Consider the following 17,851-nt stretch of genomic DNA (forward strand, 5'->3'; position numbering starts at 1 on the left):
GCACATGCAAGATCTGATCACCGTCGAGACCTCGACGCCGCCCACGATCATCGTCGAGAGCGCATCGAAGTTCTTCCTCCGTCGCAATTCGCACTCCTTTAAAGAGGCGTTCATCGGCTGGATCCAGCGCAAGAAGGTCGGCACCGACCACTTCGTCGCGCTCGACGACATCAGCTTCCAGGTGGGCGAGGGCGAGTCCGTCGCGATCCTGGGTATGAACGGTTCGGGCAAGTCCACCACGCTCAAGCTGGTGTCCGGCGTTCTCGAGCCGGACTCGGGGCGGGTCCTCACCCGTGGTCGCGTCGCCGGACTCATCGAGGTCGGTGCGGGATTCCATCCGGATCTCTCCGGACGCGAGAACGTGTACCTGAACGCGGCGATCCTCGGGATGTCGCGCAAGGAGACCGACGAGAAGTTCGACGACATCGTCGCGTTCTCGGAGATCGGCGACTTCATCGATCAGGAGGTCAAGCACTACTCCTCCGGCATGTTCATGCGCCTGGCGTTCTCCGTGGCCATCCACGTGAAGCTCGACACGCTCCTCGTCGACGAGGTGCTGAGCGTCGGTGATGCGCCGTTCCGCGCCAAGTGCGCGAAGAAGATCCAGGAGCTCACCGGCCGGGGCGTGACGATGCTCGTCGTGAGTCACGACAGCAACATGGTGAAGCAGCTGTGTTCTCGCGGGATCGTGATCGCGAAGGGCAAGAAGGTCTTCGACGGACCGATCGACGAGGCCGTGGACTTCCTGAAGGCCTGAGTCGCCGTCAGCGGCGACGCACGCGACGCAGGGCGCGGCGCCAGAACGACGAGGCGACGATCTCTGCGCGGATCCCGTTCTCGACGTCCACGAAGCGCTGGTCGATGAACTTGGTCAGATACAGCACGAGCCCCGTGCCGTTGCTCTCGACCCAGCTCCGGAGGGCGTCGTCGCGGATGCTCGCGTCGTACTTCGCGTGATCGCCGCGGGCACCGGCGACACTGTTCGCCGCGTTGCCCGTCGCCCCCCGACGCTGATGCCAGTATGCCAGCGGCTGGTCGCCGAGGTACTCCAGAGGACCGCGGGAGAGCACCTTGAGATTGAAGTCCCAGTCCCCGACGACGGGAAGCTTCTCGTCGTACAGGCCGAGCTCCGCGTGCAGGGAGCGCCGGTAGAGAAAACCGATCGGAACGAAGCGGTTGAAGAGGAGGGTGTCCGTGAGCAGGGGCGCGGTGAGCTGCGCCTGGAACTCTTCACGCTCGTCCACGACGAAGTGCCCGTTCTCCTCGCGCTCCCAGACGATCTCGATGCGGGAGACGACACCCTGGCGATCGGGACGGGCATCCAGGTACTCCACCGCCCGTGTCAGGAAGTCTCGGTGCCAGGAGTCGTCGTCGTCGTGCAGGACGAGGAACTCGCCTGCGGCCGCGAGGACTCCGGCGTTCGCCGAGACCCAACGTCCACGGGACTCGTCGTGGTCGATGACGCGGATGCGGTCGCGATCGGCCGCACGCGGCAGCCCGGCGACGAGAGCGGCGACCTTCTCGGGGTTCCCGCCGTCGTTGACGACGATCGCCTCCCAGCCCTCGAAGGACTGCCCCGTGATGCTCGAGAGGGCGCGCGCGAGGAAGTCGGGTCGATCCTTCGTCCGGACGACGATGCTGACGCGCGGGGCGCTCACGGCCGGCCCATACCGTGATAGGTCCATCCGGCCGCACGCCAGGCCTCGGGGTCGAGGCAATTGCGCGCATCGACGATGATCCTGGCGGACGTCGCGGACGACACCGCCTCGGGGTCGAGATCGCGGAACTCGCGCCACTCCGTCGCCACGACGACGACCTCCGCATCGGCGATCGCAGCGAGCGCGGAATCGGCATAGGCGAGGTCGGGGGCCACTCGACGCGCGGTCTCATTGGCGGCGGGGTCGAACGCCCGCACCTCGATGCCTGCCGCATGCAGACGACGGGCGACGTCGAGCGCCGGCGAATCGCGCGTGTCGTCGGAGTCGGGCTTGAACGCAAGCCCGAGAACCGCGACTCGCCGACCGTCCGCGGGGCCATCGAGCGCGCCGAGAACGAGATCCGCCACGCGCTGACGACGGCGCAGGTTGATGGCGTCGACCTCGTGGAGGAAACGGACCGACTCACCGACGCCGAGCTCCTCGGCGCGCGCGGCGAAGGCGCGGATGTCCTTGGGCAGGCATCCGCCGCCGAATCCGATACCGGCGTTCAGGAATCGACGGCCGATGCGGGCATCGAAGCCGATCGCATCGGCGAGCTGGGTGACATCCGCACCCGTGACCTCGGCGATCTCGGCCATCGCGTTGATGAAGGAGATCTTGGTGGCCAGGAAGGCGTTCGCCGAGACCTTGACGAGCTCTGCCGTGGCGTAGTCGGTGACGACGCGCGGGGTTCCTGCATCGATCGCCGGCCGATAGATCTCGTCGAGTACGGCGACGTCAGCGGACGAGAGATCATCGCTCTCGACGCCGTAGACGAGGCGGTCGGGCTCGAGGGTGTCCTGGATGGCGAAGCCCTCGCGGAGGAACTCCGGATTCCAGACCAACCGTGCGCCGGTCGGTCGGATCGCGTCCGCGAGCCGCCGGGCGGTACCCACTGGGACGGTGGACTTACCGACCACGAGGTCGCCGGGGGAGAGCACCGCCGTCAGCGACGCGATCGCGCTGTCGACGTAGCGCAGATCCGCCCCGTCACCGTCGGCGCGCTGCGGGGTCCCGACGGCGACGAAATGCACGGTCGCGTCGGACGCGGCGGCGAAGTCCGTCGAGAACGTCAGCGTTCCCCGGTCACGCGCTTTCGTGAGGAGATCGTCGAGACCGGGTTCGAAGAACGGAGCCTTCCCCGATGCGAGCATCGCGATCCGGTTCTCGTCGACGTCGATCCCGACCACCTCGTGGCCGAGGGAGGCCATCGCGGTCGCGTGAACGGCCCCGAGGTATCCGCAACCGATGACGCTGAGCTTCATTCCCTCAACCCTTCAGGCCTGCGACGTACGCGCGCAGGGATTCTTCTGCCGGAGCGGGCGTGAAGCCCGATGCGATGATCTTGGTCAGGTCCAGACGGCTGTTCCGCGGACGCGGTGCCACCGGCGCGGTGGCCGAGGCGAAGTAGTCCTCCGTGCTGACGGCCGTGACGCGCTCGGGGTCGTGGCCGCCGAGACGGAAGACCTCGCGAGCGATCTCGGCCCAGGACCGGGCATCGCCCGATCCGGTCACGTTGTAGACGCCGTAGGCGGCATCCGATGCGTAGAGGTGCGCGATCGCGTCCGCGATGTCCGCGGTGAAGGTGAGGCGCCCGAACTGGTCGCCCACGACCCGCGGGTCGATTCCGCGCTCGGCGAGCGAGTGCATCGTGCGGACGAAGTTGCCTCCGTCGCCGATCACCCAGGAGGTGCGCACGACGTAGTGCCGCGAGGCCGTGGATGCGGCGAGGTCGCCGGCCGCCTTGGTCTGGCCGTAGACACCGAGCGGGCGCAACGGGGCGTTCTCGTCGTAGGCGCCGTCGAACGTTCCGTCGAAGACGTAGTCGCTCGACACGTGCACCAGGGTGATGCCGTGATCGTCGGCGACACGGGCGAGCGCGGCGACTGCGGTCGCGTTCGCCGCCCACGCCTGCTCTCGGCCCTCCGGAGTCTCGGCAAGGTCGACCGCGGTGTACGCGGCGGCGTTGACGATCAGACCGTAGTCGCGCCAGCGCCGAGCGGACGAAAGGTCCGAAGCGGTCACATCGATGTCGTCGCGTGTGGCGTACTCGATGTGGGCGGCGTCTCCGAAACGAGCGCGCAACGCGAGTCCCAACTGGCCGGACGCCCCGAGGACGAGGATGCGCTTCGGCGGGATCGGGGTGACGTCGGCGAGCCGAGGGTGCGCCTTGTCCTTCTCCGAGATCTCGACGTCGGCGAGCGGGATGGGCCACGCCACCGCGGCCGTCTCGTCCGCGAGGTTCAGGAAGGAGTACGACGCATCGGGGGACCAGTGGTCGTTGACGAGATAGGTGTACGCCGTGTCGGCCTCGAGCGTCTGGTACGAGTTGCCCACGCCTCGAGGGACGTAGATCGCCCGAGACGGGTCGATCTCCGTGGTGAACACGGTGCCGAAGGTCGGTCCTTCGCGCAGGTCGACCCACGCGCCGAAGATGCGCCCGGTCGCCACCGAGACCCACTTGTCCCACGGCTCCGCGTGGATGCCACGCGTCGTGCCGACGGCGTCGTTGAACGAGATGTTGTTCTGCACCGGGCCGAAGTCCTCGAGCCCGAGCGCCAGCATCTTCTCGCGCTGCCAGTTCTCCTTGAACCATCCGCGCGAGTCCCCGTGGACGGGCAGTTCGAACACGACGAGGCCCGGGATGGGCGTCTCGATCCGTTCGAGCTGCTTCCCGAACGCGGTGCTCACTGGCCCTTGCCCGCGTAGAACGCCTCGACGGCGTCCTTGGACGGCGCCCACCAGGCTTCATTGTCGCGGTACCACTGGATCGTCGAGGCGAGTCCGGCCTCGAAGTCCGAGAACTGCGGAGCCCAGCCGAGCTCGTCGCGCAGCTTGCTCGAGTCGATCGCGTAGCGGAGGTCGTGGCCGGCGCGGTCGGTGACGTGATCGTACGCGTCCGCAGGCTGGCCCATCTCGGTGAGGATCAGCTCGACGACGGACTTGTTGTCCTTCTCGCCGTCGGCGCCGATGAGGTACGTCTCGCCGATCGCGCCCTTCTCGAGGATCGTCAGCACGGCCGAAGAGTGGTCGTCGGCGTGGATCCAGTCGCGGACGTTCTGCCCGGCACCGTAGAGCTTCGGGCGGATGCCGCGGATCACGTTCGTGATCTGACGCGGGATGAACTTCTCGACGTGCTGGTACGGACCGTAGTTGTTCGAGCAGTTCGAGATCGTCGCCTGGACGCCGAACGAGCGCACCCACGCGCGCACGAGCAGATCGCTGCCCGCCTTGGTGGAGGAGTACGGCGACGAGGGGTTGTAGGGAGTCGACTCGGTGAACCGCTCGGGATCATCGAGCTCGAGGTCCCCGTAGACCTCGTCGGTCGAGATGTGGTGCAGGCGCACGTCGTGACGTCGTGCCGCCTCGAGCAGCGTGTACGTGCCGATGATGTTGGTGTCGAGGAACGGCCGGGGGTCGTTCAGCGAATTGTCGTTGTGCGACTCCGCGGCGTAGTGCACCACGGCATCCGTCTCGGCGAACAGGCCGTCGACCAGGCTGGCATCCGTGATGTCGCCGTGGACGAACGTGAGCCGATCCTCGGGGAGTCCCTCGAGCGAGCGTCGGTTCCCGGCGTAGGTGAGGGCGTCGAGCACCGTCACGTGGTGCTCGGTGTTCTCGATCACGTGGTGGACGAAGTTGGAGCCGATGAAACCGGCTCCTCCGGTGACGAGCAGACGGGTCATGCGTGGCCTCTCTTGAGGATGTCGAGCAGATAGGCGCCGTAGCCGGACTTGACGAGCTTCTCGGCGCGTTCGCGCAGTTCGTCGTCGGTGAGGAAGCCCTGGCGCCAGGCGACCTCCTCCGGCATCCCGATCTTCATGCCCGTACGGCGCTCCATCGTGCGCACGTACTCGGCGGCGTCGGTCATCTGGTCGAACGTTCCCGTGTCGAGCCAGGCGGTGCCGCGCGGGAGGACCTCGACCTGGAGCTTGCCGCGCTCGAGGTACTCGCGGTTGATGTCGGTGATCTCGTACTCGCCGCGGGCGCTGGGCGCCAGGTTGCGAGCGATCTCGATCACGTCGTTGTCGTAGAAGTAGAGGCCGGGAACGGCGTAGTTGCTCTTGGGGGAGGCGGGCTTCTCCTCGAGCGAGACCGCGCGTCCTTCGGCGTCGAACTCGACGACACCGTAGGCCTCGGGCTCCGCGACCCAGTAGGCGAAGACCGCTCCGCCGTCGATGTTCTCGAATCGCTGCAGGCGGCTGCCGAGGCCCGGGCCGTAGAGCAGATTGTCGCCCAGGACCAGGGCGACCGAGTCGTCGCCGATGAAGTCCGCGCCGATCGTGAACGCCTGCGCGAGTCCGTCCGGAGAGGGCTGCTGAGCGAACGTCAGGTTCACACCGAACTGCGATCCGTCGCCGAGGAGGCGCTCGAAGTGCGCAGCGTCGTGCGGCGTCGTGATTACGAGGATGTCCTTGATCCCCGCCAGCATCAGCGTCGAGAGCGGGTAGTAGACCATCGGCTTGTCGTAGACCGGGATCAGCTGCTTGGAGACGCCCAGCGTGATCGGGTGCAGACGCGTGCCGGACCCGCCGGCGAGAATAATGCCTTTCACGCCTCTATGTTGTCATACCGAGCCTGGATCGCCCGTGTCAGGGACGCCCCGGGGTGCGCTCACCGAGATCGCAGCCCCGCCGGGATATCCTGGGTCGGTTGTCGGTGAGAGGGTCTGGAACACATGGAAATGCTCGAACTGCTCTGGCCTGCCGCTGTGCTTCTCGCGCTGTACGCCGTTTTGGGCGGAACGTTGGCCTGGCTGATCGGACTGCGCGGGCTCTGGGCCGTGGCCGCCGCACCGGCGTTCGCCATGACCGTGGTGGGGGGTGCGAGTCTGCTCGCCGGCTTCGCCGGGATCGGCTGGTCGATCGTGCCGTGCCTCGTCCTGGCTGCGGTGATCGGCGTGGGGATCCACCTCGTGCGCCGCCGCGGACGGCGTGGTGTGACCTCCTCGCCGTCGACGTCGAGGTGGTGGACCATCGGCGCCGCTGTCGCCGCAGCGGTGGTCATCGGACTGCAGATCTTCGCCGTGATCGGTCAGCCGTCGGCGATCTCGCAGACCTTCGACAACGTGTTCCACCTCAACGCCATTCGCTACATCATGGACACCGGTGCCGCCTCGCCCCTCGAACTCGGGCAGATGACGAGCCCGAACGGCGGAGTTCCGTTCTATCCGTCGGCCTGGCACGCGACCGCGGCCATCGTGGCGCAGCTGAGCGGGGTCGGCATCCCCGCGGTCGTGAACGCGCAGACGCTCGTGATCGCCGCGGTCATCTGGCCGGTGAGCGCCATGCTCCTGGCGCGGACGCTCATGGGGAAGTCGGCGACCGTCACCGTCACCGCTGCGATCGTGAGCTGCGCCATCCCGATGTTCCCGATCCTGCCGATGGACTACGGCGTCCTTTACCCGTTCCAGCTCGCTCTCGCCGTGGTCCCCGTTACGGTGGCGGCGACGGCATCCGCCTTCGGAATCGGAACATCGGCGAAGGACCTCGCGCCGGGCTGGTGGGGTTTCGTCGCGCTCGGCGCGATCCCCGGCGTCGCCCTCGCGCACCCGGGCGGATTCGTCGCCTGGCTCGCGTTCTCGGTGCCGATCGTTCTCGTCTTCGTGGTGCGCCTGTGGCGGGCGCATCGATCCGGTCGGGTTCGCGCGGCACTCGCCGCCGGCGTCCTCGCTTACTTCGGCGTCGGTGTTCTCCTGCTCATGGTGCTGCGCCCGCCGCTCCCGACCCGCGGGTGGCCGACGGCCCTCACTCCCGGACAGGCGGCGCTCGAAGTCGCCCAGGTGTCGATGTTCTACGGCACGATCGCGATCGGTGTCGCGATCGCCGTGCTCCTCGGCCTCTTCTGGGTTCTGAAGGAGCGCAGTGAGGCGCTCGTGGTCGGTGCGGCTCTCTGGGCGATCGGCGCGATCCTTTTCATCGTCGTCATCTCACTGCCCATCGGTCCCATCCGGGATGCGCTGACGGGGAGCTGGTACAACAACTGGCCGCGTCTGGCCGCGGTGTTCGGGATCGCGCTGGTCCCGCTCGCGACCCTGGGGATCGCGCGCACGGTCGAGGCGATCGGGCGGCTCTGGTCGCGGGCCCACCCCGACGGACATCTCCTGCGCGTGATCGCCGGCGTCGTCGCCGCCGCGATCGGCTTCGTGGTCCTGCCGCTTCCCGCCATCCCGGCCGCTGTCGCGCAGGCGCAGATCCGCTTCGTGCTGGACGAGGGTTCTTCCCTCGTCAGCTCGGACGAGATGGCCCTGCTCGAACGCCTCCCCGAGCACGTCCCCGCAGGCTCCGTGGTCGCCGGCAACCCGTACACGGGCACCGCACTCGCATACGCGATCGGTGGGCGCCAAGTGCTCATGCCGCACATCCTGGTGGACGTCTCCGACGATGCGTCGACCATCAACGACCACCTCGCCGACGCCGAGTCGATGCCCGCCGTGTGCGATGCGGCCGAGGCGCTCGACGTCCGGTTCGTCCTCGATTTCGGGGATCGGGAGGTGCACGGCGGATCGCATCCGCTCGCAGGCCTCGAGGATCTCGAGGAATCGGGAGCGGTGCGCCTGGTCGACAGCCAGGGCGATGCCAGACTGTACGAAGTGACCGCCTGCGGTCTCGGCTGAACACGGAGAGACTTCCCTCATGAGCGACACCACGCGCATCGATCGCGTCCTGGTCCTCGTCCCCGCGTGGAACGAGGAGCGCAGTGTCGGCGACACCGTGCGCGAGATCCGGGCGGCCTCGTCGCGGTACGACGTCGTCGTGATCGACGACGGGTCGGCCGATGACACGGCTGAGGTGGCCCGAGCCGCCGGCGCGGCCGTGCTCTCCCTGCCCTTCAACCTGGGCGTGGGCGGTGCGATGCGCACCGGGTTCACCTATGCGGCGCGCGAGGGCTACGGAGCCGCGATCCAGGTGGATGCCGATGGGCAGCACGACCCCGTCGACATCGATCGGGTGCTCGCCGGCCTGGAGCACGCCGACATCTCGATCGGCGCGCGCTTCTCCGACGTCGGCGACTACTCGGTGCGCGGCCCCCGGCGCTGGGCCATGGTCTTCCTCGCCTCGGTGGTCTCGCGCATCGCCAAGACGCGGTTGACCGATGTGACGAGCGGTTTCCGCGCGGCGAACACCCGCGCGATCGCCCAATACGTGCACTATTACCCGGCCGAGTATCTCGGTGACACCCTCGACTCACTCGTCGCCGCGCTGCACGCCGGGCTGACGGTCACGCAGGTCGGCGTCGCGATGCGCCCGCGTGCGCATGGCAATCCCAGCCAGGGACCGCTCGGTTCCACCGTCTACCTGCTGAGGTCGGTGTTCGCGCTGCTGCTCGCCGCGATGCGACGTACGGGCTCACGGCGGCAGGAGGAACGCGCATGATCGTCTTCGTCGGGATCGCTCTCGCCGTCCTGATCCTCGTGATCGTGCTGTGGATGCTCCTCACGCGCAAACTGCGCGAGAAGTACGCGGTCCTCTGGCTGGTGATCGCTGTCTCGGTGCTCATCGTCGGGTTGTTCCCCGGCCTGCTGGGCGGGCTCACGGCGTTGCTCGGTGTGCAGGTCCCCTCGAACCTGCTCTTCGCGACCGCGATCCTCCTGCTCCTCGGCGTCGCCCTGCACCTCTCGTGGGAGCTCAGCCAGGTCGAGGAGGAGACGCGGCGACTCGCGGAGGAAGCCGCCATTCTCCGCACGCAGCTGGAGAGCGTCGAGGGCCGGCTCGCGAAGCTCGAGGCTCCCCGGACGGGGTCGGACGGCGAACCCTCCTGACGGGGCGTCAGCGCCGAGGCGCGGTGACCGCTCGGGTGACGGCGCGTCGGCCACCGCTGAGTGCTCCGCCGATCCAGCTCGCCCGGTACTCCCAGGTGAAGCGCTCGGGGACGATCTCCCGTGCGCGTCCCGCACGGAGCAGCGACAGCGCGGTGCGCAGCCTGCGGGAGCGACCGAAGGCCAGCTCCTGACGGGAATCGGTCGCGGCGTCGGTGCGACGCGCGGCGAGGGTGTCGACCATCAGTTGGCGCCAGCCCACGTAGGCCCAGAACGTCATCCGGAAGATCGACCGCGGGCTGCGTGAACCCTCGAAGCGCTGGGACTGCGCGAGCACGTTGGTGATGGAACTGCGGATGCTTCCGCTGCCCAGCCTGCTCGGGTCGCCGAACACGTTCGCATCGTGCTGGACGTAGTCCTGGACGACGTCGTCGATGATGCGGGTGCCCCGGTGCGCCGACGCGACGACGGCGAGCCAGTGATCGTGCGCGGCCGCCCGAGTCGAAGCTCGGGGGAACGGCAGTGCGGTCGGCAACACTTCGGGGTGGAACACGCAGAGCGAGCCGGTGAACTCGTTGGAGAGGATCGTGAAGATCGCGCCGTGATCGTGACGCGTCGTACGGCCCGTCTCCACTTCGGAGGGGTACGAGACGAGCCGCGCCTGGGCCGAGACGAGAGAGACCTCGTCGAGGTGCGGGAGGAGCTTCTCGATCTTGTCCGCGTCCCAGCGGTCGTCCTGGTCGCAGAGGGCGATCCACTCGCTCCGCTCGTCGACGGCGAGGAGGCCGCGTTCGAAGTTCAGGTAGAAACCGAGCCGTGTGCCGTCGCCGACGATGCGGAATCGGGCGTCTCCCTCGGTGATCTCCGCTACCAGCGCGGCGATCGGCTCGGGATCGCCGTCGACCGAGATCACGCACTCCCACTCGCGGACCGTCTGCTCCTGCAGGGAGGTCAGCTGCCGGCGGAAGAGCTCCGGGTCGGGGGAGTAGGCGGCGAGCACGATCGTGCCGAAGGGATGTGTCGACACAGGCGGCCTTCCGAGTCTGCGGGGATTGAACAGCGAATGAAGCTAGTCTAAATGCGCCATGCTCGTGATTCCCTTCTCCGTCCGTCGTCCGGTGCGTCTCGGATGAGTGCTTCCCCCGTGTGGGCGGTGTTCTCGACGTTCCGTCCCGGTGACGCCGCTCTGGACGCCGTCTCCTCCGTCGCCGAACAGGTCGAGGGAGTGATCGTCGTCGACGACGGCTCGGGGCCCATCGCCGAGGCGGTACTCGACAGGCTCGAGAGCGCGGGGGCGATCGTCGTCCGCAGGCCCGACAACGACGGGATCGCGGCGGCGCTCAATGACGGGATCGCACGCGCGCTCGACGCCGGTGCCGCCTTCGTGATCACCTTCGACCAGGATTCCCGGGTGGCGGAGGGGTTCGTCCGGAACCTCGTCTCCGCCCATGACGTCGCGACCCGTGCCGGTATCCACGTCGGCCTCGTCGTGCCGGAGTACTTCGCCGGCGTGCGTCAGCAGACGGGGCCTGAGGCGACCTTCGGTGACGCCGCGAACGTCATCCAGTCGGGGATGCTCATCCCCGCGGCCGTGATCGCCGAGGTGGGACCCCTGCGGGAGGACTTCTTCATCGACCTCGTCGATATGGAGTTCGGCCTGCGGATCCGCGCCCGCGGTTGGCGGGTACTCGCCGCGGGAGGGGTGCGGATGGAGCATACGCTCGGCACCCGGTATCGGCGCGAGTTGCTCGGCCGCACGGTCGTGCTCCCGGGGGTCCCCGCGGAATTCAGCCTGAGCACGCCATTCCGTTACTTCTACCGCGTGCGGAACCGCCTGATCCTCAACCGCGAGTACTTCCTCTCCGCACCGGGGCAGATCATCCGGGAAACGCTGCTCGACGGCATCCACTTCGCGAACGCCTGGTGGGTCGCGAGGCCGCGCCGCGCGCTGGCGCGTGTGTACCGGGCCGCTCTCGTCGCCGCCGTGCGCGGTCGGATGGGGCGGATGCCGGACGCGCTGATGCCGATCGCGGCCGAGATCCGGTGGGACGCCCCCGTGGTCGCGGAGGGGGAGAAGTGAGCGGGCCCATCCGGACTGCGGTCGGCCGTCTCAGCGGGTTCACGATCTCCGTCGGCGTCGTGACGCTGATCGGGATCGTCTCGATCCCGCTCCTGACCGCTTCACTCGGGGACACGACCTGGGGGAAACTCGCACTCGTCCAGACCGTCTCGCAGTTCGGCGGCATCCTCGTCGCTTTCGGGTGGGGAGCGACGGGGGCGGCGACCGTCGCCGGCATCCCCATCGGGCAACGCCAGGCCTTCTATCGCACGTCGCTGCGCGCCCGCGCGTTGCTCTACGTGCTCGTGCTGCCGGTCATCGCCGTGATCCTGGCTCTCCTCACGCGTGGAGACGTGCTGATCTCGGTGCTCGGAGCCGCGGTCTACTTGCTTCCGCAGCTCGGTGCGATCTGGTACTTCACGGGCGAGGGGAAGCCGATGCGCCTGTTGCTCTGCGACACGCTCCCGACCGTCGCGGGAGGCATCGCGGGCGTGATCGGCGCCGTCGTCACGGGGGAGCTCTGGGTCTACCTCGTCGCGCAGGGCCTCGGCTTCATCGGTGCTGTCGTGCTCGACGCCGTCGTCGTGCTGCGTGGGTCGTCCGGAGCCGCGCACACTCCGGTTCCCCTGCGCACCGCGCTGAGCGGGCAACGGCATGCCGTGTCGGCGACGCTCGTCAGCGGTCTGTACGTCACCCTGCCGATGGTGGCCGTGCAGGCGTTCCTCCCCGGGCTCCAGCCGATGTACGCCTTTGCCGACCGCCTCTTCAAGTACGCGTCGGTCGCTCTGCTCCCCATCCAGCAGTACTTCCAGAGCTGGGTGCCCGACCCCGAAGCCGACTTCCGTCGCCGTGCCCGGATCGCGACCGTCGCCGCCATGCTCATCGGCGTCGTCGGCGGCACGTGCATCGCGGTGCTGAGCCCCTGGGTCTCCACGCTTCTCTCGGTGGGGAAGATCAGCGTGCCGTGGCAGGTGTCGCTGCCCCTCGGCGTCGCCTTCGTGGGGATCGCCACGGCCGCCATCGTCGGCTATGCGTGCCTGGTCGTCGTCGGACGCGTGCGCGCGCTCGCCGTGTCGACCCTCATCGGCGCGATCGTCGGAGCGCCCCTGATCCTCCTCTTCGCCGCAGCCGGATCCGTGCCGCTCGTGGCCTGGGCCGTGGCGGTGTCCGAGCTCTGCGTCGGCGGCTATCAGGTTCTCGTCCTGCGGCGGGAGCTGCGCAAGCCGGTCACGGAGGTGGCGTCATGAGCGCGATGCGTGTGAGCGTCTGCATGGCGACGTACAACGGTGAGCGGTTCCTCGGCCCGCAGATCGAGTCGATCCTGCGGGAACTCGAACCCCAGGACGAGCTCGTCGTCGTCGACGACGCCTCGAAGGACGGAACCGTCGCCGCGCTGGAGGCTTTCGACGATCCGCGCATCCGCGTGCACGCACGCCAGGAGAACCGCGGGTACGTCAAGACGTTCGAAGAGGCTCTGGGACGGGCGACCGGAGACATCCTGATGCTCTCCGATCAGGACGACGTCTGGATCCCGGGCCGTCGTGCGCTGTTCGTGGCCGCGCTCGAGGACTCCGCCGTCGCGGCATCCAACCTGGTGCTGCTCGGTTCGGACGAACCGCTGCCGAACCCACTCACCCGTCGCCCGTGGCGGCTGCGCGCCGCGTGGTCCCGGCAGGGTACCCGTAACGCGCTGCGGATCTTCGCGGGCATGGCGCCGTACTACGGATGCGCGATGGCGATCCGCCGCGACGTCGTAGATCGGATCCTTCCGTTTCCGGACTACCTCGACGAGAGCCACGACCTCTGGATCGCGCTCTTCGGCAACGCCCACCGCACCATGGCGCACATCGAGACGGCGACGATCCGGCGACGCATCCACGACGCGAACGCCTCTCCGTCCCGTCCGCGCGGCATCGGAGCGGTGCTCCGCGCACGCGTGATGCTGCTGCGCGCGTGGGGGAGCGCCCGCCGCCGCTGATCAGCGGAGGATGTGCCGCCAGAGGGCGCGGCGTCCGGCGGCATCGCCACGACGGAGCACCGTCGGCACCGTCGTGAGAGCGTGGAGCCGCGCGAACAGACGGGCTCGGGCCGCGCGGGCCGTCGATCGCCATCCGCGCGCATCCGCTCGTCGCGCGGTCTCGAGGAAGAACTGACGGTCGTCGGTGAAGCGGGATCCGTCGAGGATCGCCTTCTGCGAGGCGCTCTCGGTATGACGGCGGTAGGCGAACACCTCGTCGTCGATCACGGCGAGCGATCCGCCCGCGAACGCGATGTCGAGCAGGATCGCGAGGTCGAGCACGATGGGCAGGTCGTCGCGGAACTCGTGAGCCCGGATCGCCTCGGTGCGGAAGAGCAGCGAGGGCCAGTACAGCCAGTTCCCGCGCGTGAGGCTGGTCGCGAGCCGCTCGTTCGACAGCACGGCGTCGCCCGTTCGCGTGTCGGGGCGGAGCATCCGCTGCTTCACGCGATCGACGAGAGGCAGCGATGGTGCGCCGTTCTCGTCGATGACCCGCACGCCAGGTTGGAAGACGGCGGCGTCCGGATGCCGTCGCACGGCGTCGCGCAGGGCGGCGACGTAGCCCGGTAGGAGCAGATCGTCGCTGCCCAGCACCACGAGGTGATCAGCCGTCGCGAGCCTCACGCTGGCGCGGAAGTTCTCGATGATCCCGACGTTCACGTCGTTGCGCACGTACCGGACGCGCGGGTCGTCCAGCTGCGCGAAGTACTCGGCCACGGAGGGATCGGGATACGCGTCGTCGATCACCGTCAGCCGCCACTCGGGATCGGTCTGCCCGAGCACGGATTCGACCGTCTGCCGCAGGAGCAGGGGGTCGCCCCAGAAGGGCAGCATGATATCGATGGTCATCGTGCTTCCAGCATACGAAGTGCCCCGCCGTCGCCGGCTCAGCCGCGCGTGAGGAGGTCCAGACGCGCGCGCATCACGCGGTCGAGACCTTCCGGGAGGTTCGTGCCGATGAGGCCGTCGAGGTCGGGCCAGACCTCCGACCTCACGCGCAGATCCAGGGCCTGTCCGACCGCGGCGCCCTGCCCGACGAGCGAGAAACCGGAGCGACGTCTGAGCCTCCGCAGCTCGCCGATGATCGCCCCGACCGACACCGCTCGGCCGGTGCCGATGATCTTGGTCACGGTGTCACCGGCGCCCAGCACGCGCGCTCGGGCTGCGGAAGCGCTGATCACGTCTGCGGCGTCGTCCTCGTAGATGTAGTCGCGCAGCGTGTCGAGCGAGACGTAGATCGTCGCCGGCTGCAGGGTGATCGCGCTGTTGACCAGGGTCGAGATCAGCCCCTGGCCCTTCGAGAGGTCCTGCCCCGGACCGTAGAGGTTGGTGAGGCGTCCGATCACCGTGCGCCAGCCGTGGGCCTCGCCGTATGCGCTCGCGAGCCGCTCCATGTCGAGCTTGGCTTCACCGTAAGCGGATGCCGGCGCTGTCGGGCTGCTCTCGGTGAAGGGGCCTCCGGTCGCGCCGCCATAGGCGCCGCCCACCGACGAGCTGAGGAACAGCACCACCACGGCATCCGACGCCGCGCAGGCTCGCCCGAGTGCGGTGAGGAAGGACTCGAAGACCTCGACCTCCTCCTGCAGGCGTTCGCGGGGTGTCGACGTCACTCCCTTCCCGGCGCACCAGTAGATCTCGTGGACGCCCGAGGGGGCGAGGAAGTCGCTCACGGCGGAGGACAGCGTCTGTTTCGCGCGCTCTGCGTCCCTCCAATCGACGGGTACGGAGAACGGGGTGTCCGACCGGGCGCGCGCGACCGCCTCGCCGAGGAGCCCGCGCCCGATGATCCACCTACGCGCCGCGCTCGCCACCCGGGTCCTTCGACACAGGCTCGCGGTGCCCCAACGGACCGGAGAGCGGATCACGCACGATGAGATACGTCGGGCGGCCGAGGGCGGAGCTGACGGCGACGCCCAGATATTCGGCCACGATTCCGAGAGCCATCAGGATGGCCCCGATCCCGACCGCGGTGAGGACCATCTGTGATGTCCAGCCCGCCGGGATGTCGACCGCGAAAGCCCGCATGATCACCAGATAGAGCGCGAAGAGGATCCCACCGATGAAGAACAGCGCACCGACTCCGGTGACGAAACGGAGGCCTCGCGTGCCGGACGTCAGCACCATTCGCCAGAAGTGCGCGAAGAGACGGCGGTACGAGTAGCCGGAATCCCGGTCGCCCTCCTCGCGGAGCAGCACGGGCGATGTCACCGTGCGCGCCGATACCCAGCTGAGCGCCACATCGAGGTAGACACCCGTGCCGGCATAGGCGGCGACACTGCGCGCGATCTCGCCGAGGATCAGCCGGTAGCTGTTGAACTGCGAGGCGCGACCGCCGCCCAGGAACGACTCGAGCAGCTTCTTCGAGCTCTTCGAGGCCGTGTTCCGCACGAATCCGTGGGGTGGACGATTGCTCGGCGCGGCGTACACCAGATCCGCCTGCTCGCGCAGCGCCGTGTCGATCATGCTGCCGATGAAGACGGGATCGTGCTGGCCGTCTTCGTCGAGTGTCACGATCCAGTCGCCGCCCGAGCTCGCGATGCCGGCGAGGGTCGCCGCGTGCTGACCGTAGTTGCGGCTGAGCCAGACCGGTCGGATCCAGGGCTTCGATGCCGCGAGCCGACGGATGACCGCCCCGGAGTCGTCGGGGCCGCGGTCGTAGCTGAGGATGACCTCGGTGACGACCGCGCGATGGCCCGCCGGCGTCGTGAACTCGTGCGTCCAGGGCTCGATGCTCTCGACCAGAGCGTCGAGCGTGCGCTCGCCCTGGTAGACGGGAGTGACGATGCTGATGCGATGGATGTAGGGATCGCTCATCGGTTCCTCCATCTGATAACGGTGTAGGAGAGTCGTCGCAGCCGGGCCATCACGCTCGCGCGGATGTTGCCGATCCGCAGGTCCCAGGCCGAGACGACGGACGGATGCTCCGCGCGGAACCAGCGGTGGAACCGGCGGGCCTGGTCGGCCTGCGATGCGATCAGCACGGCGCTCCACTGGGAGTCGGAGAGACGGAATGTCGCTCCGGTCTCGGTGTCGGGGACGAACGTTCCGTCGAGGAGGACGCGCGAGTAGGTCGCCTGATCGATCAGGTACGGGAAAGTGGCGTCCCATCCACCAGCCCGCTCGAGCGCATCGCGCCGCATCGTCACGGATGCCGGCTCGCCGAACAGATTCGACCCCGCCCGCACCGCCTTCGCTGCGGCGCGTGCACCATCCATCGGTCCGTCGAGGCCGCGGAGGCCCCAATCGGGCATCAACACCGTGCCCTCGGCATCCGTCACGTCGCGCCGGCAAGCGGTGAGCACGGCTCCGCTCGTCCGGAGCAACTCCACCTGCCGGGCGAGGACGCCCGGCCGCAGCACGTCGTCGCCGCAGACGAGCTTGATGTAGTCCCCCTGGGCTTCCGCCGTCACCCGATTCCAGTTGCGCTCGGCCCCGCCGCCGCTCGCGGTGGTGAGGATCGTGACGCGCGGGTCGTCGCGGTAGCGGTCGAGCACCGCGTCGGAGCCGTCGGTGGACGAGTGGTCTGCGACGATCAGCTCGAAGTCGATGCCCTCTTGATCGAGCACCGAGTCGATGGTCTCCGCGAGGGTGCCGGCGTTGTTGTAGGCGGGGATCACCACGCTGAGGGTGGGCGTCGTCACGCGGTGGGCTCCTTGCGTCGGAACGAGAAGAGGCTGTGCCCGAAATAGCTCACCATCGTCGTGACGAAGACGATGAGCGCCTGGGCGACGATCGGTTCGAGATGTGCGAACTCCACGAGGAGCGGCAGGAGCACGGCATTGATGCCGAGCGAGGTCAGGTACACCAGCTCGAACCGCATCAGATCGGTCCAGACGTGACCGCGGACCCGGAAGACGAGGCGGCGGTAGAGGACGAAGGCGCACAGGACGCTGGCGACGTGGGCGAACAGCAGCGTCACCATGTAGCCCCAGAGCTGGCCGACGGTGATGTCGAAGAGAGCGAACCACCCGAATCCCACGACGGTGTTGATACCGCCGACGAAGAGGAAGGCGATGCGACGATCCCGGAACAGACGAAGGAGGGGGCCGTCCGGCCCGCGCATCCCGGCGACCGAGCGATCCTCGTCGGTGGTCGGCTCTCCCTCAGTGGTGCCGGAGGCTGTGACGCTCGATTCGCTGTCGTTTCGACCAGTGCTCATCGGCTCGCCCACCTGACCTGCGCTTTCGCTCACCACCGCCCTGCCGGTGCCCATCGAGACTACCGCATGGCGCCCCGTCGACCCTGAGCGGGCAGCGGCGTCGTCGCAGGTAGCATGGGTACGCTAACGGCCGCCCACCGACGGGTCCGGTCGCGACGGG

At 68.4% G+C, this 17,851-nt stretch carries 18 protein-coding genes; 7 read left to right on the plus strand and 11 right to left on the minus strand.

The features are described from left to right. The first annotated feature begins 4 nt into the window (after positions 1-4). On the plus strand, positions 5-757 hold the full coding sequence (locus ACZ5Y9_RS07340) for an ABC transporter ATP-binding protein (protein WP_247622907.1): 753 nt from the start codon (positions 5-7) through the stop codon (positions 755-757). Positions 758-764: 7 nt separating this feature from the next. On the opposite strand, the gene ACZ5Y9_RS07345 is transcribed toward ACZ5Y9_RS07340, so the two are convergent. Genes ACZ5Y9_RS07345 through rfbA form a run of 5 tightly spaced genes read right to left on the minus strand, consistent with a single transcriptional unit; the run spans position 765 to position 6,252 of the window. Beyond that, positions 765-1,658, minus strand: a complete 894-nt coding sequence (locus ACZ5Y9_RS07345) for a glycosyltransferase family 2 protein (RefSeq protein WP_464472661.1) — start codon at positions 1,656-1,658, stop codon at positions 765-767. Further along, on the minus strand, positions 1,655-2,962 hold the full coding sequence (locus ACZ5Y9_RS07350; RefSeq protein ID WP_464472662.1) for a UDP-glucose dehydrogenase family protein: 1,308 nt from the start codon (positions 2,960-2,962) through the stop codon (positions 1,655-1,657). The genes ACZ5Y9_RS07345 and ACZ5Y9_RS07350 overlap by 4 nt, the downstream gene beginning before the upstream one ends. 4 nt (positions 2,963-2,966) lie before the next feature. Then, complete coding sequence (locus ACZ5Y9_RS07355) at positions 2,967-4,388, minus strand: sugar nucleotide-binding protein (protein WP_247622904.1); 1,422 nt, start codon at positions 4,386-4,388, stop codon at positions 2,967-2,969. After that, positions 4,385-5,383: a dTDP-glucose 4,6-dehydratase gene (gene rfbB, locus ACZ5Y9_RS07360; protein WP_464472663.1), complete on the minus strand. Its 999-nt coding sequence runs from the start codon at positions 5,381-5,383 to the stop codon at positions 4,385-4,387. Before rfbB ends, ACZ5Y9_RS07355 begins: the two co-directional genes overlap by 4 nt. Beyond that, positions 5,380-6,252: a glucose-1-phosphate thymidylyltransferase RfbA gene (rfbA, locus tag ACZ5Y9_RS07365; protein ID WP_247622902.1), complete on the minus strand. Its 873-nt coding sequence runs from the start codon at positions 6,250-6,252 to the stop codon at positions 5,380-5,382. Before rfbA ends, rfbB begins: the two co-directional genes overlap by 4 nt. A gap of 123 nt (positions 6,253-6,375) precedes the next feature. On the opposite strand from rfbA, the gene ACZ5Y9_RS07370 reads away from it, so the two are divergent. From ACZ5Y9_RS07370 to ACZ5Y9_RS07380, 3 genes are read left to right on the plus strand one after another with little or no spacing between them, the layout of a single operon-like run. Continuing rightward, the gene (locus tag ACZ5Y9_RS07370) at positions 6,376-8,313 is read left to right on the plus strand and encodes a DUF6541 family protein (protein WP_464472664.1); all 1,938 of its coding nucleotides are present in this window, start codon (positions 6,376-6,378) and stop codon (positions 8,311-8,313) included. Positions 8,314-8,332: 19 nt separating this feature from the next. Beyond that, complete coding sequence (locus ACZ5Y9_RS07375; protein WP_464472665.1) at positions 8,333-9,073, plus strand: glycosyltransferase family 2 protein; 741 nt, start codon at positions 8,333-8,335, stop codon at positions 9,071-9,073. Continuing rightward, positions 9,070-9,459 (plus strand): DUF2304 domain-containing protein, encoded by a 390-nt coding sequence (locus tag ACZ5Y9_RS07380; protein ID WP_247632526.1) that lies wholly within the window; start codon positions 9,070-9,072, stop codon positions 9,457-9,459. Before ACZ5Y9_RS07375 ends, ACZ5Y9_RS07380 begins: the two co-directional genes overlap by 4 nt. A 7-nt stretch (positions 9,460-9,466) precedes the next feature. On the opposite strand, the gene ACZ5Y9_RS07385 is transcribed toward ACZ5Y9_RS07380, so the two are convergent. Then, positions 9,467-10,483, minus strand: coding sequence for a glycosyltransferase (locus tag ACZ5Y9_RS07385; RefSeq protein ID WP_464472666.1), 1,017 nt, complete (start codon positions 10,481-10,483; stop codon positions 9,467-9,469). Positions 10,484-10,585: 102 nt separating this feature from the next. On the opposite strand from ACZ5Y9_RS07385, the gene ACZ5Y9_RS07390 reads away from it, so the two are divergent. Genes ACZ5Y9_RS07390 through ACZ5Y9_RS07400 form a run of 3 tightly spaced genes read left to right on the plus strand, consistent with a single transcriptional unit; the run spans position 10,586 to position 13,493 of the window. Further along, complete coding sequence (locus ACZ5Y9_RS07390) at positions 10,586-11,536, plus strand: glycosyltransferase (RefSeq protein WP_464472667.1); 951 nt, start codon at positions 10,586-10,588, stop codon at positions 11,534-11,536. Further along, positions 11,533-12,762, plus strand: a complete 1,230-nt coding sequence (locus ACZ5Y9_RS07395; protein WP_336640632.1) for a lipopolysaccharide biosynthesis protein — start codon at positions 11,533-11,535, stop codon at positions 12,760-12,762. The genes ACZ5Y9_RS07390 and ACZ5Y9_RS07395 overlap by 4 nt, the downstream gene beginning before the upstream one ends. Further along, complete coding sequence (locus ACZ5Y9_RS07400; RefSeq protein WP_464472668.1) at positions 12,759-13,493, plus strand: glycosyltransferase; 735 nt, start codon at positions 12,759-12,761, stop codon at positions 13,491-13,493. The genes ACZ5Y9_RS07395 and ACZ5Y9_RS07400 overlap by 4 nt, the downstream gene beginning before the upstream one ends. Here ACZ5Y9_RS07400 and ACZ5Y9_RS07405 read toward each other — a convergent pair whose 3' ends face one another. Genes ACZ5Y9_RS07405 through ACZ5Y9_RS07425 form a run of 5 tightly spaced genes read right to left on the minus strand, consistent with a single transcriptional unit; the run spans position 13,494 to position 17,691 of the window. Further along, on the minus strand, positions 13,494-14,381 hold the full coding sequence (locus tag ACZ5Y9_RS07405) for a glycosyltransferase family 2 protein (RefSeq protein WP_464472669.1): 888 nt from the start codon (positions 14,379-14,381) through the stop codon (positions 13,494-13,496). 38 nt (positions 14,382-14,419) lie between these two features. After that, positions 14,420-15,397 (minus strand): NAD-dependent epimerase/dehydratase family protein, encoded by a 978-nt coding sequence (locus ACZ5Y9_RS07410; protein WP_464472670.1) that lies wholly within the window; start codon positions 15,395-15,397, stop codon positions 14,420-14,422. Then, the gene (locus ACZ5Y9_RS07415; RefSeq protein ID WP_247622892.1) at positions 15,324-16,346 is read right to left on the minus strand and encodes a glycosyltransferase; all 1,023 of its coding nucleotides are present in this window, start codon (positions 16,344-16,346) and stop codon (positions 15,324-15,326) included. The genes ACZ5Y9_RS07410 and ACZ5Y9_RS07415 overlap by 74 nt, the downstream gene beginning before the upstream one ends. Continuing rightward, a complete protein-coding gene (locus ACZ5Y9_RS07420; RefSeq protein ID WP_464472671.1) occupies positions 16,343-17,173 on the minus strand; it encodes a glycosyltransferase family 2 protein in 831 nt (276 codons plus the stop codon). Before ACZ5Y9_RS07420 ends, ACZ5Y9_RS07415 begins: the two co-directional genes overlap by 4 nt. After that, positions 17,170-17,691, minus strand: a complete 522-nt coding sequence (locus ACZ5Y9_RS07425) for a GtrA family protein (protein ID WP_247622890.1) — start codon at positions 17,689-17,691, stop codon at positions 17,170-17,172. The genes ACZ5Y9_RS07420 and ACZ5Y9_RS07425 overlap by 4 nt, the downstream gene beginning before the upstream one ends. Positions 17,692-17,851: the final 160 nt, after the last annotated feature.

Source organism: Microbacterium sp. T3-8, from assembly GCF_055398145.1.

What these genes read in the sequence shown, in the direction of transcription:
- ACZ5Y9_RS07340 (WP_247622907.1), top strand. Translation starts at nt 5, where the DNA reads ATGCAAGATCTGATCACCGTCGAGACCTCGACGCCGCCCACGATCATC.
- ACZ5Y9_RS07350 (WP_464472662.1), bottom strand. Translation starts at nt 2,962, where the DNA reads ATGAAGCTCAGCGTCATCGGTTGCGGATACCTCGGGGCCGTTCACGCG.
- rfbB (WP_464472663.1), bottom strand. Translation starts at nt 5,383, where the DNA reads ATGACCCGTCTGCTCGTCACCGGAGGAGCCGGTTTCATCGGCTCCAAC.
- ACZ5Y9_RS07370 (WP_464472664.1), top strand. Translation starts at nt 6,376, where the DNA reads ATGGAAATGCTCGAACTGCTCTGGCCTGCCGCTGTGCTTCTCGCGCTG.
- ACZ5Y9_RS07375 (WP_464472665.1), top strand. Translation starts at nt 8,333, where the DNA reads ATGAGCGACACCACGCGCATCGATCGCGTCCTGGTCCTCGTCCCCGCG.
- ACZ5Y9_RS07380 (WP_247632526.1), top strand. Translation starts at nt 9,070, where the DNA reads ATGATCGTCTTCGTCGGGATCGCTCTCGCCGTCCTGATCCTCGTGATC.
- ACZ5Y9_RS07390 (WP_464472667.1), top strand. Translation starts at nt 10,586, where the DNA reads ATGAGTGCTTCCCCCGTGTGGGCGGTGTTCTCGACGTTCCGTCCCGGT.
- ACZ5Y9_RS07400 (WP_464472668.1), top strand. Translation starts at nt 12,759, where the DNA reads ATGAGCGCGATGCGTGTGAGCGTCTGCATGGCGACGTACAACGGTGAG.
- ACZ5Y9_RS07405 (WP_464472669.1), bottom strand. Translation starts at nt 14,381, where the DNA reads ATGACCATCGATATCATGCTGCCCTTCTGGGGCGACCCCCTGCTCCTG.
- ACZ5Y9_RS07415 (WP_247622892.1), bottom strand. Translation starts at nt 16,346, where the DNA reads ATGAGCGATCCCTACATCCATCGCATCAGCATCGTCACTCCCGTCTAC.
- ACZ5Y9_RS07425 (WP_247622890.1), bottom strand. Translation starts at nt 17,691, where the DNA reads ATGAGCACTGGTCGAAACGACAGCGAATCGAGCGTCACAGCCTCCGGC.